The following is a 15,788-nucleotide window of genomic DNA, read 5'->3' on the forward strand; positions in this document are numbered from 1 at the left end:
ATAGATTTATTCAAGGCCAAATATGATGTCTGTTGTAGTGCAGCCACTCGCCATTTTCTATCGCTTAGGCATGAGCTTTGGGATGGGCTACTTGTGCAGTTATTTGATCGCACTCGATCTGGCTTACTTTCTACAGGCTTTTCTGCCCAAAGCAGAATCCGTCTATTTGGCCGCCGTTATTGCCCTGATTTTTTATGTCTGTTTTGTGATTGGCATCTTCTGTATCCAGAGTTTAAAAAAGCTTTCGGTCTATAGCCTGCTTCCTTTCCTTAGCTTATTTACCATCTCCCGCTTCATAGGTTAAACCATGCATAAATCTGTCCGTCAATCCATGGCATGGCTACATTCATGGTTAGGTTTAAGTTTTGGCTGGCTGCTCTTCGCGATCTTTTTAACAGGCGCGGTCACCTATTACCGGCATGAAATCAGTATATGGATGCAGCCTGAATTTGCCTCAATACAAGTCAATCAGGAAACTGCCTTAAAATCTGCTTACAGCTATTTACAGCAGCATGCACCGGACGCCCAAAACTGGTATATCGGAGTCGCCAATCAAGATTCACCTGTGAATAAAGTCTACTGGCAAAAAGCGGATGGTGGCTATGAAGTCAAAACCCTGGATGCTTCGACAGGAAAAGAATTAAACCTCTCGGCCACCCAAGGGGGAGATTTTTTCTATAATTTTCATTTTCAGCTCTATGGTATGCCCTACACCATTGGTCGGCTGATTGTGACGATTGCTGCCTTTATCATGTTATTGACTCTGATTTCAGGAATCATTACCCATAAAAAAATCCTGACAGACTTTTTTACCTTAAGAGCATTTAAGGGGCAGCGCTCCTATCTGGATTTTCATAATGTTAGTTCAGTGATTGCCCTGCCGTTCTTTTTGACCATGACATTTACCGGGCTGGCGATTTTCTTTTATATCGTACTGCCTTCCGGCATGAAAAAACTCTATCCAGACAATCCCTTTCAGTATTTTGAAGAAATTCGCACAGTCAATGTATTGGCCAACTCTGTGGTTCCGGTGAAAACCGAGATGCTGCCAATTCAACATTTTATTAGCACGGCGCAGCAACACTGGGGACATGCGGAATTTGACAATATCACGGTCAAGCAGCCCAATACCCAGCTGGCACACATAACCTTAACACAGCTCAAAGATCATTCCATTACCAGAAATCAGGCACAGCTCATTTTAAATGCTGCTACCGGAAAATTGCTTGAAAATACACGCAATGAAAGTGCAATTGCCACACTCAATGCCGGCATGTATGGTTTGCATATGGCACGTTTTGCTGAACCTGCTTTACGTTTAGGATTGTTTTTCTCTGGCATATTGGGCTGCGCCATGATTGCCTCCGGTCTGCTGCTGTGGAGTCTGAAACGCCAGATTCAGAAAAAATCAGCGCGGTTTCATCTCGGACATTATTTGGTGAACCGCTTGAATATCACCATGATACTTGGCTTGCCGATTGCCATGCTGGCTTATCTCTATGCGAATCGTTTTATCAGCATCCCTGTAGGTGCACCAAATTATGAGATTTATAGTTTTTTCAGTATTTGGCTCGGCAGTTTCATTCTGGCATGTTTAACACCGCAGCAATATTTATGGAAAATTCAGCTTAAAATCCTGATTGGTACTGCTTTTATGCTGCCGCTGATCAATATTTATTATCTCATTTTCCATGATTATATTGATTCTTTTACAACTTACTGGCCATTTCTGCGAATCGATCTGATGCTGTGGAACTTGGCACTTCTCGCCCTATTGTTACACCAGAAAATTACCCCTATTCAGCAAAAGGCGGTCAATAAAATTCACGCCAAACTAAAAGTTACGCAACAGGAATCATCAACATGATATGGATTGCAGTGATCGGTCTGCTTTGGCTGAGCTGTTTTGGTTTTTATGCGGTAAGTGCAAAGCAGATCCTAAAAACCCGAAAATCTCGTTACGCTTTTTTAGCTAATTTTCCTACGCACACTAAATTCACTGCGGGTATTTTCTTATTCGTCGCGATGTTTTTATTACGTACCCAGTTTAGCTCCAGTATTAGCTTTGTGGCTTTATGGGTATTTCTAAGCCCTGTACTGTTTATCTTTATCTTAAAAATGAATAAAGCATTTTAGTATTTATTTAAAATCAGAAAGTAGTAAACAGCCTAGTGCGCTACTTACATGCCCTCTATTGAACCAATCTACTCAGTATCTGCTAAACCTTGCCAACCTACTTTTAAATATTTCAGATTCATTATTTTGGCTAGAATCAGAAATTTAAATTGGTAGGTATTTGGTAGGTAGGATTCTTTTTAACTTCATCCAATACTTATATTACGGTGAGGGTCACCGATAAAATAATCAATTAATGGTAGAAGGAATCACGCCATGGCTTTTAAAAATATTTCAGATCAAACTAACGGTTTTTATATTCCCTGTGTTTCACTTTTTGGTCCGGGCTGTGCTAAAGAAATCGGGATAAAAGCACAAAATTTAGGTGCCAAGAAAGCGCTGATTGTAACTGATGCGGGGCTGTTTAAATTTGGTGTTGCAGATGATATTGCAAATTATTTGAAAGAGGCGGGTGTTGACAGTTATATTTTCCCAGGCGCGGAACCCAATCCAACTGATATTAACGTGCATCATGGAGTTACAGCTTATAATGAAAATGCCTGTGATTTTATTGTATCGTTAGGTGGGGGTTCCTCACATGACTGTGCCAAAGGCATTGGTCTAGTCACTGCAGGTGGCGGACATATCCGTGATTATGAAGGGATTGATAAAAGTACCGTCCCGATGACACCACTGATTGCAATCAATACCACGGCAGGGACGGCTTCGGAGATGACACGTTTCTGTATCATTACCAATACCGATACCCATGTGAAAATGGCGATTGTAGATTGGCGTTGCACACCACTCATTGCAATTGATGACCCTAAACTGATGTTGGCCAAACCTGCCGGCCTGACTGCGGCAACAGGGATGGATGCTCTGACACATGCGGTTGAGGCCTATGTATCTACGGCTGCTAATCCCATCACTGATGCCTGTGCAGAAAAGGCGATCACCATGATCAGTGAATGGCTCAGTCCCGCAGTGGCGAATGGGGATAATCTAGAAGCACGGGATGCCATGAGCTATGCTCAATATCTTGCCGGAATGGCCTTTAATAACGCCTCTTTAGGATATGTGCATGCGATGGCACATCAGCTCGGAGGCTTCTACAACTTGCCGCATGGTGTTTGTAATGCAATTCTGCTCCCCCATGTTTGTGAATTTAACCTGATTGCTTGTCCTGAACGTTATGCCAAAATTGCCCAATTGATGGGGGTGAATACAGAAGGCTTAACCGTAACTGAAGCAGCTTATGAAGCGATTGGCGCCATTCGTCAGCTTTCGGCTTCAATTGGTATTCCATCTGGGCTGACGGAATTGAATGTAAAAGAAGCTGACTTGGCCATCATGGCGGAAAATGCACAAAAAGATGCCTGCATGCTGACCAATCCACGTAAAGCCAGCCATGCCCAAGTGGTAGATATTTTTAAAGCGGCGATGTAGTGCCTCAATGTAAGTCTTCTCTCCAAGCATCTGACTTACATTTTTAACAGCCCCTGTTTCATTTCCTGAGGAAGTGTGCCAAGAGCAGACATGCATTTTCCTGTTCCTGGCTGATCCTTTTGCCTTCATAAGAGGATAAAAGCGGGGGGTGTTTCTTTTTTATGAAGTCCCCTTCATTATGAATATCGACATTAATCCCATGGTAGAAAAATGCCACGATTTTTTTAGCCCGTCCCAGCCAGAAAAAATTTCCCGTCGTATGATCTTAATATCATATTTAATCTCTGAGGAATAAACTGCGCGTCCTTCAAATGACATGAAGGTGAGCGTAGCTGATTTTGATGAAGAGCATCCCATCAAGCGGCTGGTCAAACTGGGTAGCCACTGATAAAAATTTTAGGATCAGGTTCAGTCTAAATTAATAAGCAAACCCACAGTAAGCAAGGATAATACTTAATATTCCAGAATATTCCTATTTTAACTGTTTAGCTTTGTACCGACAGTTACATCAGCTTTAAAGATTTTTATATTTTAACAGAGTCTGATGAACGGGATGGTTTTTGGGCATCAGTTCAATCAGGCGTTCTACAGCATCAATCGCTTCAGGAAAATGTGCCACATGTTTCAGCAAGACATCGGTTTCATTAGCCTTGAAAATGGCATCGCTCAGGCGTGATTCCAGACAATCTCTCCAAGCGCATAGAAATGGACTTTCTGTTTTGGCCAGAAATACGCCGGTACATAATTTCAAGGCTGAATCGATATACCCAGCATCTAAAGATTGCTCTGTCATTAAAAAATCAGCCTCTACATGCGCCAATAAACGATAGGGTCTGGAACCCAGCATACCACCTAATAAATCGCGTAATTGTGACATTTCTGCTTTTAAAGTACCCATACTGACCTTGCGCTCGCCATATAAGGCTTGATGCAATGTATCTAGACTCAGACCCTGCGGACATAAGGCTAGAATGGTCAGAATTTCAATCTGTCGAGGAGTCAGAACCAACATCTTGCCATTAAACAGCACTTGAGGTACTGAAAAAGCTCGAATAAACAGGCGCTGCTTCTGGCATTCTAGTAGAGCCGACTGGATGATCGTAGCACAGCGCTCCGCAGCTAGTAGTGCTAAACTGTTATGCTTTGGCCAGGTAGTCGACAGATCAATGACACCTAAGACCTGTTTTGAATAGGGATCAATAATCGGGGCAGCGTAACAAACCCAATCATGAATGGAGGACATGTAATGTTCACTGGAAAAGACACAGCTGGATTGTTGAGTTTTTAAGGATAATGCCAATGCATTGGTTCCGACTAGCTCTTCGCGCCATTGCCCACCTTCAATAAAATGTACACTTTCTGCGGCACTTTGCATTTGTGGGCTAGAAGCTGCCCAAATGATGGTGCTGCCGATATCTCCGACCGCCAGCACCATAGAAGATTGCTCGGCAATATGTTTTAAATCCTGAGCACAATGTTGCAGGGCTTGGGCTAAAGTTGAGGAAGAAGTGGTCTTTTTTAAATCCGTCAGCGGTGCTGCTAAACGATTCTTCGGGATTTCAGCCGAGGATGAACGTTGCCAGGAGCTGGCAATACTCTGTCCCAGCTGTTCTGCATGTAAGGGAGACAAACTGCTGTTTTGCCGAAGCTGATCAGTATTGTGCCTTTTTTCCATCAAATCTTGTTTTGTCATCATTCCTTATTCTCACAACAATTCATGATTTACATCCGCTGTAATCGTTATTTTTTTAAAATGGATGAAAATATCGTGAACATGCTAGCCCCAACCTTTTTCCAACCTTATACCAGTTATATTAATCAAATAAGGTGCAGAAGTACCTTATACCAAAGCTGTAGAAGCGGTTTTGCCATACGAAAATAAGCAAAGGAAATAAATATGCGTTACGTCGATCCTAATCAACCTGATTCAAAAGTTCATTTTAAAGCACAATACGAGAATTTTATTGGCGGCGAATGGGTCGCTCCGGTCAAAGGTGAATACTTTGACAACATCTCTCCGGTAGATGGCAAAGTCTTTACCAAGGTTCCGCGTTCTTCTGTAGAAGACATTGAATTGGCCCTGGATGCAGCGCACAAAGCCAAAGAACAATGGAACAGAGCATCGCCGACCACCCGCTCCAATATTCTGTTGAAAATTGCCGATCGTCTGGAACAAAATCTGGAACTGCTGGCAGTGGCAGAAACCTGGGATAACGGCAAACCGATCCGTGAAACGCTGGCTGCCGATATTCCGCTGGCTATTGACCATTTCCGTTATTTTGCCGGCTGTATTCGTGCGCAGGAAGGCGGCATTTCCGAAATTGATGAAGATACGATTGCTTATCATTTTCATGAGCCGTTGGGCGTCGTGGGTCAGATTATCCCGTGGAACTTTCCGATTCTGATGGCTGCCTGGAAACTGGCACCTGCCCTGGCTGCGGGCAACTGCATTGTGTTGAAACCTGCAGAACAGACTCCGGTCAGCATTCTGGTGCTGGCTGAACTGATTCAGGATATTTTGCCACCGGGTGTCCTGAATATCGTCAATGGTTATGGGGTTGAAGTCGGTCGCCCGCTAGCCACCAACCCACGCATTGCCAAGATTGCGTTTACCGGTTCTACCTCCGTCGGTCAGATGATCATGCAATATGCGACTGAAAATATTATTCCGGTGACTCTGGAACTTGGCGGTAAATCACCAAACTTGTTCTTTGCCGACATTATGGATCAGGAAGACGATTATCTGGACAAAGCGCTGGAAGGTTTTGCCATGTTTGCCCTGAACCAGGGTGAAATCTGCACCTGTCCATCGCGTGCGCTGATCCAGGAAAGTATTGCTGACGAATTTCTGGCGCGTGCCGTTGAACGGGTGAAACGGATTAAAACCGGGCATCCGCTGGATACTGACACCATGATTGGCGCGCAAGCCTCACAGGAACAGCAGGACAAGATTCTGGGCTGTATTGCCACTGGTCGTGAAGAAGGCGCACAGATCCTGACTGGTGGTGAAGCACGTCAGGAAGTGGGTCAAGGTTTCTATATTGAGCCGACTATCTTTAAAGGCACCAATGACATGAAGACCTTCCAGGATGAAATCTTCGGGCCTGTATTGGCTGTGACCACCTTTAAAGACTTTGATGATGCGATCAAGATCGCCAATGATACGATTTATGGACTCGGTGCCGGTGTCTGGTCACGCTCAGCGCATACCTCTTACCGTGCAGGCCGTGCTATTCAGGCAGGTCGGGTCTGGACTAACTGTTATCACATCTACCCTGCGCATGCGGCTTTCGGTGGCTATAAAAAATCCGGCATTGGTCGTGAGAATCACAGAATGATGCTGGATCATTATCAACAAACCAAAAATCTGTTAGTGAGCTATTCGACCAAACCAGCCGGGTTCTTTTAAGAAGTGAAATACATTCAAAGCGAACTTCGGTTCGCTTTGAATGTATGGTAGCTAGCTTTCACAAAATATCAGCAACATCTTCAAGCTGCGGCCAATTCAAATAAAGTTTTTAGTCTATAAACACTTTTTTTAAAGGAAAGAGCATCACCTCAAATTTCTATTTGCAATAGTGTCATTTCAAGATAATTTCACTCTATAAAGATTTCGCCACATTCTCCAGCCATTGAGTGCCAGAAGAATAAAAATAAAATAAAGCACGGCGGTTAAATACAATGACTTATAGCTATACATGCCGACATAAATCACATCTAACACACACCATAATCCCCAGCTTTCAATATATTTTTTTGCCGCCCAATAACTTGCCACCAAGCTAAAAGAGGCTAACATGGAATCCAACCAAGGGAGTGATGCTGTGGTGAAATGAGCAAATAAAGCGCCAATCACCAGACCAGCGACGATACCCACAATCAGGCTATATACCCAGATTTTCTGATTCAAATAGCCAACTTGTACGCTGAGATCCTGATCTTGATCTTTTTTCGTCCAGCTATACCATCCATACAGTTGCATCAAGATAAATACAGCTTGTAATGCTGCGTCTGCAAATAAATTGACACGATAAAAAATAATGATATACAGAAATACAGCGACAATATTCACCAACCAGCAGGCTTTATATTGTTTAGACGTCAACCAGACACCTAAAACGTTTAAAATAAACGCTGCAATTTCTATATTTTCCATAGCAATATAACCTGATTAAGCAGCCAATTTAGAAGTTCAGATTGAATGACAAGGTTGCTGTACGCGGCGAACCCAAGAATAAATAATCGTCACCCAAAAATTCACCTGCATCACGCCAGTATTTCTTGTTGAACAGATTATTAATATTCAAGCGTAGCAATGCATCGGTCGTATTTAGTTTAAATTGATAAGCAGCGCCTAAATCAACCACACTATAACCTGCAACTTTCGCAGCACCCTCTTTGTTGGCATATTTGCTGGAACTGTATTGACCACCTGCCAGAACAGTGAAACCTGCAATGCTCGGTACGTTATAGCGAAGATGTGTTGCGAAACGAGCTTTTGGCACGTTTTGCGCCTGATGATTACCATATTCAACCGCTTCTACATTTTCTAAACGGGCTTTAGTCAAGGCAAAAGATGAAGTTAAGGCCAGATGATCGGTTAATGCACCATTCAGTCCGAGCTCCAGACCCTGACTATGTTGTTCGCCTTCCGCAACAAAATAGCGAAGTCCTGAAATCGGCTTGCTATATTGGTTGTCTTGGCGTAAATCAAATAGCGAGGCAATCAATAAGAACTGCTTGATCTGTTGTTTGAAACCAACTTCATATTGCTCTGAGTAGATCGGTGCTAGGGTTTCAGCAGCATTCTCTGCAAACCAAGGTGCTGATTTTCCATCTGACAAGCCTTTGGCATACGAGGCATAGACGGTAGTCGATTCCAAGGGGCTATAGCTGATTGCGAATTGCGGTAAAAATTTAGCTAAATCGGTATCGCGGACTTTTATTACCTGCTTACCCTCTGCATCATAAGCATGTGCTTGCTCATCAAGCTCGATCCATTTTCCGCCAATTAAAGTGGTCCAATGTTCATTCCATTCAATACGGTCTAATGCTGTAAATGCAGTTTGTTTACTTTTAAGTGCTTGATATTTTGGTCCAGCATTCGCTGTTACTGGGGAAAAATCTATGGTTTCTGTATAAATATTACCTACACCAATCCATTCATTGACACCAGCAAAACGATCTCGCGATTTATTGGTTTGTGTAATATCAAAATTTAGATAATGTTGCGCCCAATTGGTATCAATCACCCCATCTAGTTTGACTTTAAATTGGTTGGTTTTAAAGGTTTCATCTGGATTCTGATAATCGTAAATATCATACTCGCCAGCTTTACCAAACGTGTTACAGGAATACTCTTCCAGACAGCCTTCCCGATAATAACCATAAGCAAAGCTTGAATAGTCATCAACTCTGGATTTACTGTATGCTGCAACGAGTCCCAGATTCCAGTCACTATTCAAAGCATAGCTATATTTTAAACTGCTATTCAGACTATCGATCGTGACCGGTTTACCCCAAGTCTGATAACCAAGTAAACGCTCCCATTTCACATTTTCTGGGACTTTGCCATCCAGTAATTGATAACCTGGCACTGATTTTTGTTCGGAACGCTGTGCTTCAAGATCAAGTTCTACTTTGGATTGCGCTGACATCTTCCAATCCAATGCCAATGCCGCTAAATAGCGTTCACCCTCCACATGATCGACATAAGAATCCATCTGTTCATTCACCAGATTGATGCGATATCCGAATTGTTGCTCATCACCCCAAAAACCACCGAGATCAGTTGCCACTGAAAACTGGCCGTGTTGATCAGCCGAGAATGTCAGTGCCTGAATATCTTTCGGTCGCTTGGTGACATAATTAACCACCCCACCCGGGGTTGACATCCCACTTTGAATCGCGGAAATGCCTTTTAAAATTTCCACACGTTCTTTGTTTTCAAGTGCAACGTTTTGTTCACCACGAATCACATTGCTATTAATCAGGTAGCTTGATGCCAAATCAAGTGCAAAGCCACGCGAGACAAAGTTTGGATAATAGCCAATTGCAGCATAGCCATCACCGATGGCTGCATCATTTTTTACAACATCGCTCAGCACACGGCCATGTTGTTCAGCGATGAGATCGGCAGTCAAGATAGAAACTGATGCAGGTATTTTTTGCAAATTCTCCGTACCAAAACCTTCAATATTCACTTTGGTACTCGTGTAAGGGATACTTTGATCGGCTGTGATAACAATCGTGTCAAGCTGTTGCACATCGTCTTCAGCATAAGTCAGCGGGGCTAAACACAGCGGTGACAGAATGATCATTTTTAAAGATCGGGTTAATACATTCTGTTTGAATTGACGAGTGTTCATACGAAACCTTATGTATGTGAAGTGGGTGATGATGCTGGGTTTAGAGAGAGCATTGAGAAGCTTGCAATTCATGTTGAATGAGCCGAGTTAAAGTCTGGGTAAATTGTTGGCCTTGTTCGCCAAAGAACCAGTCCACATGACCGATAATCCAGTCGTAATAAGCCGCATCTGCATGGTTGAGGTTGTGGGTAATACCCACAAAATACTCCAGCTCTGAAAAAGCGAAATCCAGATGCACGATTTTCAGCAGTTCTGGCAAAATACTAAAATCTTCTTGTGGATGTATTTCGGAAAAATAAGCATGGAGAAAAGCGGTTAAACCGGCTTCATCAATCGGAATATGTGGGTTCTGCTTTAATTCCAACCAATCAATGAAATTACGTTCAATCGTCACAGCCAGATCATAAAGTGCCGAATTTCGGTCAGATAAACCAAAATCAATTACGGCAGTAATCTCCGCTTTGGCATCCGGTGCTGACCAGAATAGATTAGAAGCGTGTAAATCGTTATGGGTCCAAATTCTGCTTGCCTGTTGCAATACAGGCTGAATACGCTGGTGAACCTGTAAGATTTGATCTAAAAAGTAAGGATCTAAATTTTTGTCGGCACAGTAACGGCTTAATTCTGGACTGTTTACAATGCGCCGTTGAATGGCTGTAACGATATTTTCACTGTCTAAAAGCTGCTGATTGGACAATAAATAAGATGCTGATCGGCCTTGGTGCTCAGGAAAATCCTGCATGGCCATATGTAACTTTGCCAGCAATTGCCCCGCTTTCGCAGCATGTTCAGCATAGAAAAAAGGTTTCCAGGATTGCTGATCTGCATACAGATCTAAGCCGACTGCTTTTGCATAGACTTCATAGGTCCAGTCACCTAGCTCTAAAGCGGTCAGACCTTGATTTGAGCTAATCAATGCTGCAACAGGAATTTCTTTGCTAGCTAAATGCTGAAGAACGGCATGCTCCTGTAAAATATCGCGGGCACGACGAAAGGAACAATGGCTGCGCTTAATCAAATACTGATGCGCGACTGCTTCATCCCTGATCACAAAATCCTGCTCCACCTTGACCAGCGCCGCAGATGAAAATGGCCGGGGACTACACCACAAAATCTGAATATGACCTTGTAAACAGGAATAATGCTGCTGCAGGCTTTGTAATTCTGGATCAGAAATATGTGCCCAGTCTTTATGTTCCCAGGCATTGCCCATACCATGACCTAAATCATCAGTCATTGTGGTCATTATCAATATTCCTGAGCCAGATCATTATGTAATAATGGAAAATCATTGTTTAGGCGAACATGCAAACAGTATTTTTAAATACATTTAATATTGAAGACACGCCCTAAAATTAAGTGGTACATACCAGTATTAAATTGGAGGAAAGTTTAGCCTTATAAATATAAAAATAAAATAGATCTCTCGCATAAATCAAAAAATGATCTTCTTTTTGGTTAATATTCGAACTCCAGATTTCTTAGCATTCGCGCATAATCTGCGGATGAAATACATCAATTCAAACAAGCTTTCTGATCCTCAGTTCAAGCGATAACATAGTTTTGAAATGCACCGTAATTCATTTTCATGACTTCACTAAGTAGCTCTTTAAATCCATGTTCCTCAGCAGCAAATTCTACCAGTGATTCATTGTTCAGATCAGTAACACATGCCATGGTTGTACACTTGAATGATTTTGGTCTTTAATGAAGTTCTTTAACGGCTCAGTATGGATTGCCCAGGTATCGAAGTCTTTCATCTGTATCTGACGAACTTCAATGTCATTGATTTTGATGCTTCGATTCGTTTCTAAAAAAAATCATTCATAATGATGTCTCAAATTAGATTTTAATGACAAAAAAATACCCTGATGGTTATCCCATCAGAGCTAAATATAAAATTATTTATTTCTTAATTTGAAATACTTTGATCAATCAGTTTCTCAATAATATTAGAGGCAAGGCAGAGTAAAACTTGAAGTGCGACATAAACCACCTAATTAATTTAAAGGGTATGGAGTATATAAAATTGTCATACCATCATCTTAACTTTGAAGATCGTACTGCATTAATGCTTGAGTCAAGAAAAGAAGGCTTTTCACCAAGAAAATTTGCCGAACTCATTAAAAGACATCCAAGTACGATCTATGGTGAGCTTAAAAGAAATAGTATCAATGACGTTTATCAAGCTCGATATGCTTCTGATAACACCTTCGCTAGACGTAGACGTAGTCACAGAAAGCTCAAAATCGATTCAATCCTCTGGAGATTTATTGTTGAAGCGATCCGTTGTTTATGGTCTCCTCAGCAAATATCGAAGCGTTTAAAGACAATTCCTGATTTGGATCAAACAATGAATGTAAGCCATACAACGATTTATTCAACGATACGAGCATTACCAAAGGGTGAGTTGAAAAAAGACTTATTATCCTGTCTGCATCATGAAAATAAAAAGCGAAAAGCTAACGGTGAACCTAAAAAAGATTCTATATTACAGGATATTAAAACTATTCATGAGCGCCCAGCCGAAGTTCAAGAAAGATACCGGGTCATTGGGAAGCCGATTTAATTAAAGGTAAAGACAATAAAAGTTCGATAGCAACACTTATTGAACGAAATACACAGCTCTGTATCTTGGCAACATTATCTGATGCAAAGGCAGAATCAGTGCGCAAGGCTTTAACTAAAGCTCTGAAATATTTACCTGAGAACTGCGTGAAACGTTGACCTATGACCGTGGACGTGAGATGGTAAAATTTAGGCATAGATGTATATTTCTGTGACCCACATTCACCATGGCAAAAAGGCACATGCGAAAATATGAATGGTTTAATTAGGCAATATTTACCTAAAGGGATTGATTTAAATCAGGCAGATCAGCATTATTTAAATCAAGTTGCCATGTCACTGAATACTCGTCCTAGAAAAGCGTTAGATTGGCTTACACTATTAGAGAAATTTTCTCAGCTTATTGATTATCATAAGGCTTTTGAAACTATCGCACCTCATGTTTGAATTCGCCCGCCTAAGGTGCTTTGATTCAGTTCTATTGAAGCTTTAAGATAATTTTCAAGCTTAATCTATACAGGTATATTTTGTTGAATTACGTTTTTTTATTAAGATATTTAAGGGAAAATTCTTACGGAAAAAATGTTTTTTATCACTGAACCATATACAAGTAGCTAAATTATCGTGCAATTTTTCAACCATCATTGGATGACTACCGTAAACTAGGTAAACAATATCACCAATATAGATATTATTCATCTTTAGTCAGCCAAGCATAAGATCAAAATTCTGAAACTTCTGATAAATAAATTAATGCCATCAATTGAGAACTTTTTTTAAGCTGAGAAAGCATTTATAAAGTCCAATTAAGTCCTTGTCCCATTTCATAAATAATGAGTATTAATGCAATTACCATTAGTGAAATCACAATGGCTTCGACCTTAGTGAGCATCTTAAATTCTCCACCTTTCATCTTTTATATAATAAACAAAGTGAACAATAAATAACAATAAGGTTACAAAAAAATTACTGGATGTTACAAAAATAGGGCTGGTAAAGAAAAATCTCTCAGAGGAGGTGCTAATTCTTTTCAAACTTAACCTTATGTACTGGGCGATGTCCTATATAAGACTCATGACCTACTGCGATCATATCAACACCACCTTCTTCTTCTAAACTTAATAAGAAAGTATGGACACCCTGCATGTCATTTAACTCAATATTATTGCTGATCCATGAACCGTACCGGGTTTGTCGGAGACTTTTTTATTTAAGTTAGGCCACCTGACCTAACGGGTTAATCTTATCATAGTACATTGCTTCAAACTCAAAAGGCGATACATAACCCAGTGCACTGTGTACACGCTTTTTATTGAACCAATCTACCCAGTTTAGTGTCGCAAGTTGTACATCTGCTAAACCTTGCCAATCTGCTTTTAAATATTCAATCACCTCTGTTTTGTATAAGCCATTCACCGTTTCAGCCAGAGCATTATCGTATGAATCACCAGTTGTACCGACTGATGCTCGTAAATTTGCAGCTTCTAAACGATTGGTATAGCGAATAGAAAGATATTGAACACCTCTATCGGAATGATGAATCACATTCTTTGGCATGCCTCGATCGTGCAATGCTTGCTCAAGTGCATCGAGTACCATATCTGTATTCATCCGTGTAGATACTTTCCATCCAACAATTGCTCGTGAGAACACATCAATAATAAAGGCGGTATAGACCCAGCCTGAATGAGTTTGAATATAGGGGTGAGTAGACCAAGGGAGTCTCACCCTTAGCCCCTCGCAGAACCGGACGTGAACCTCTCAGCTCATCCGGCTCCCATTATCCAACCGATGGTAAACATCCCATTTTCCAGTGCACAAAGGCATTTGGAAAATCACGCGCAAGTCGCCCTAAGGCATATCTAGCCCGTCTTTTATGACGGGCCAAGTTTTTATACTTACGCCTCATCCAGCGTATAAGATAAGCATTCATGTGTTGCCAGATCGTTGACATTGCTGAACCATGGAATCGACCATAGTATTGCTGCCAGCCTTGAAGAATTGGATTAAATATTGCAGATAAATCACTTAATTCGCGATTACACATCAGATGTAGATGCCATTTCCGAATAGTCTGTCGCATTGTTTTAAGTGCATCACGACTGACTGCAGGAGAGAAATTTACATAAACTCTTTTATACTTGTCCACAGCCTTACGGGGCCTAAACGTGTACCCGAGAAAAGTAAATTGAACATCTGGATATGCTTGGCGACGATTCACATCTTGGCAATAAACAATCTTTGTCTTATCTGGATGCAATTCGAGTCCACATTCACGAAATCGTGCACCAATCTTTTGTAAAACAAGTTTGGCTTGAGATAAACTTCGGCAATGAATTACTCCATCATCCGCATAGCGGCAGAATCTTACACTCGCAAGATTCTTGGTAATCCACATGTCAAAAGCATAATGCATAAATAAATTAGCCAATAGAGGACTGATAACTCCACCTTGCGGTGTGCCGTGATTCCTTTCTAAAACTTGACCATCTACATTTTGCATAGGTGCTTTTAACCAGCGTTCTACATAGAGAAGAATCCATGGAATTTCGCAGTGTTTCTTAAGTGCACGCATGAGTAGATTATGGTCAATGTTATCAAATAGACCTTTGATATCAAATTCCACAACCCAGTCATACTCCCAACTTCGTCGTCTCACCACAGCTATCGCATCATGGGCTGAACGCCCTGGACGATATCCATAAGAGTTTGGATGAAATAGAGGATCAATCTGTGGCTCCAATATAAGCTTGACAGCTGTTTGTGCTACTCGATCCGCTACTGTTGGAATGCCTAACATACGTACCCCACCTGATTTCTTTGGAATCGGAACGCCTTTGACTGGCGGTGGAAAATAACTGCCTGAACAAAGTCGATTCCATAGTTTATACAGGTTGCCTTTTAAGTGGTGTTCGAATTGCTCAATAGATTCATGATCGATGCCTGCAGCACCGCCATTCTCTTTGACTTTCTTGAATGCCTCCCAAATTAACGCTTTAGGAATGTTAAATGGTTTGGTCATAAAGCCTTGTTCCTCCTGCTTGTGCAGTTGACAAGACCGCAGACCTGGATAATGCAGCCCCTTCGCTCCATTACCATTACAGTAACTTCAACACTACTACGAGCTGCTCCGCCCCTTGGTGACGCATTGCTATTATCGGCCTTGCCTTTTGAGCTTGTACCTTTCGCTTGACATCGCCACCGAAGGTTCCCGCAGTTCAACGTAAAAGCCTGAATTAGGATCGCGCTGCCTCTACGCCGGACACCGAATGGCCCGTAAGCAGGTAA

At 41.6% G+C, this 15,788-nt stretch carries 11 protein-coding genes and 2 pseudogenes; 6 read left to right on the forward strand and 7 right to left on the reverse strand.

Annotated elements, in window-relative coordinates; all coding sequences use genetic code 11:
* Nucleotides 1-22 precede the first annotated feature (22 nt).
* From PYW33_RS15835 to mdh, 4 genes are all read left to right on the forward strand, one after another.
* The gene (locus PYW33_RS15835) at nt 23-304 is read left to right on the forward strand and encodes a hypothetical protein (protein WP_004647796.1); all 282 of its coding nucleotides are present in this window, start codon (nt 23-25) and stop codon (nt 302-304) included.
* 3 nt (nt 305-307) lie between these two features.
* Nucleotides 308-1,867, forward strand: coding sequence for a PepSY-associated TM helix domain-containing protein (locus PYW33_RS15840; RefSeq protein WP_004647795.1), 1,560 nt, complete (start codon nt 308-310; stop codon nt 1,865-1,867).
* Nucleotides 1,864-2,136 (forward strand): hypothetical protein, encoded by a 273-nt coding sequence (locus tag PYW33_RS15845; protein ID WP_004647794.1) that lies wholly within the window; start codon nt 1,864-1,866, stop codon nt 2,134-2,136. Before PYW33_RS15840 ends, PYW33_RS15845 begins: the two co-directional genes overlap by 4 nt.
* A gap of 255 nt (nt 2,137-2,391) precedes the next feature.
* Complete coding sequence (mdh, locus tag PYW33_RS15850) at nt 2,392-3,564, forward strand: iron-dependent methanol dehydrogenase (RefSeq protein WP_004647793.1); 1,173 nt, start codon at nt 2,392-2,394, stop codon at nt 3,562-3,564.
* 514 nt (nt 3,565-4,078) lie between these two features.
* Here mdh and PYW33_RS15855 read toward each other — a convergent pair.
* Nucleotides 4,079-5,260: a helix-turn-helix domain-containing protein gene (locus PYW33_RS15855; RefSeq protein ID WP_004647792.1), complete on the reverse strand. Its 1,182-nt coding sequence runs from the start codon at nt 5,258-5,260 to the stop codon at nt 4,079-4,081.
* A gap of 201 nt (nt 5,261-5,461) precedes the next feature.
* On the opposite strand from PYW33_RS15855, the gene exaC reads away from it, so the two are divergent.
* Entirely contained in the window at nt 5,462-6,973 is a 1,512-nt protein-coding gene (gene exaC / locus PYW33_RS15860; protein WP_004647791.1) for an acetaldehyde dehydrogenase ExaC, read from the forward strand.
* A 177-nt stretch (nt 6,974-7,150) separates the two neighbouring features.
* Here exaC and pnuC read toward each other — a convergent pair whose 3' ends face one another.
* The 4 genes from pnuC to PYW33_RS15880 all read right to left on the reverse strand — a co-directional run bounded on the left by pnuC (nt 7,151) and on the right by PYW33_RS15880 (nt 11,609).
* On the reverse strand, nt 7,151-7,720 hold the full coding sequence (pnuC, locus tag PYW33_RS15865) for a nicotinamide riboside transporter PnuC (RefSeq protein WP_004647790.1): 570 nt from the start codon (nt 7,718-7,720) through the stop codon (nt 7,151-7,153).
* A gap of 28 nt (nt 7,721-7,748) precedes the next feature.
* Entirely contained in the window at nt 7,749-9,932 is a 2,184-nt protein-coding gene (locus PYW33_RS15870; protein WP_004647789.1) for a TonB-dependent siderophore receptor, read from the reverse strand.
* Nucleotides 9,933-9,972: 40 nt separating this feature from the next.
* Nucleotides 9,973-11,178 (reverse strand): phosphotransferase enzyme family protein, encoded by a 1,206-nt coding sequence (locus PYW33_RS15875; protein ID WP_004647788.1) that lies wholly within the window; start codon nt 11,176-11,178, stop codon nt 9,973-9,975.
* A gap of 299 nt (nt 11,179-11,477) precedes the next feature.
* Nucleotides 11,478-11,609 (reverse strand): hypothetical protein, encoded by a 132-nt coding sequence (locus PYW33_RS15880; RefSeq protein ID WP_005100775.1) that lies wholly within the window; start codon nt 11,607-11,609, stop codon nt 11,478-11,480.
* A 337-nt stretch (nt 11,610-11,946) separates the two neighbouring features.
* Here PYW33_RS15880 and PYW33_RS15885 point away from each other — a divergent pair.
* Nucleotides 11,947-12,947 (forward strand): annotated as a pseudogene (locus PYW33_RS15885) (IS30 family transposase).
* Between the two features lie 768 nt (nt 12,948-13,715).
* Here the strand turns inward: PYW33_RS15885 and PYW33_RS15890 are convergent.
* A pseudogene (locus tag PYW33_RS15890) lies at nt 13,716-14,201 on the reverse strand (IS3 family transposase); the annotation flags it as partial.
* A 79-nt stretch (nt 14,202-14,280) separates the two neighbouring features.
* Nucleotides 14,281-15,522, reverse strand: a complete 1,242-nt coding sequence (gene ltrA, locus PYW33_RS15895) for a group II intron reverse transcriptase/maturase (RefSeq protein ID WP_004644827.1) — start codon at nt 15,520-15,522, stop codon at nt 14,281-14,283.
* Nucleotides 15,523-15,788 lie beyond the last annotated feature (266 nt).

This window comes from Acinetobacter lwoffii (assembly GCF_029024105.1).
GTDB classification, from domain to species: domain Bacteria; phylum Pseudomonadota; class Gammaproteobacteria; order Pseudomonadales; family Moraxellaceae; genus Acinetobacter; species Acinetobacter lwoffii.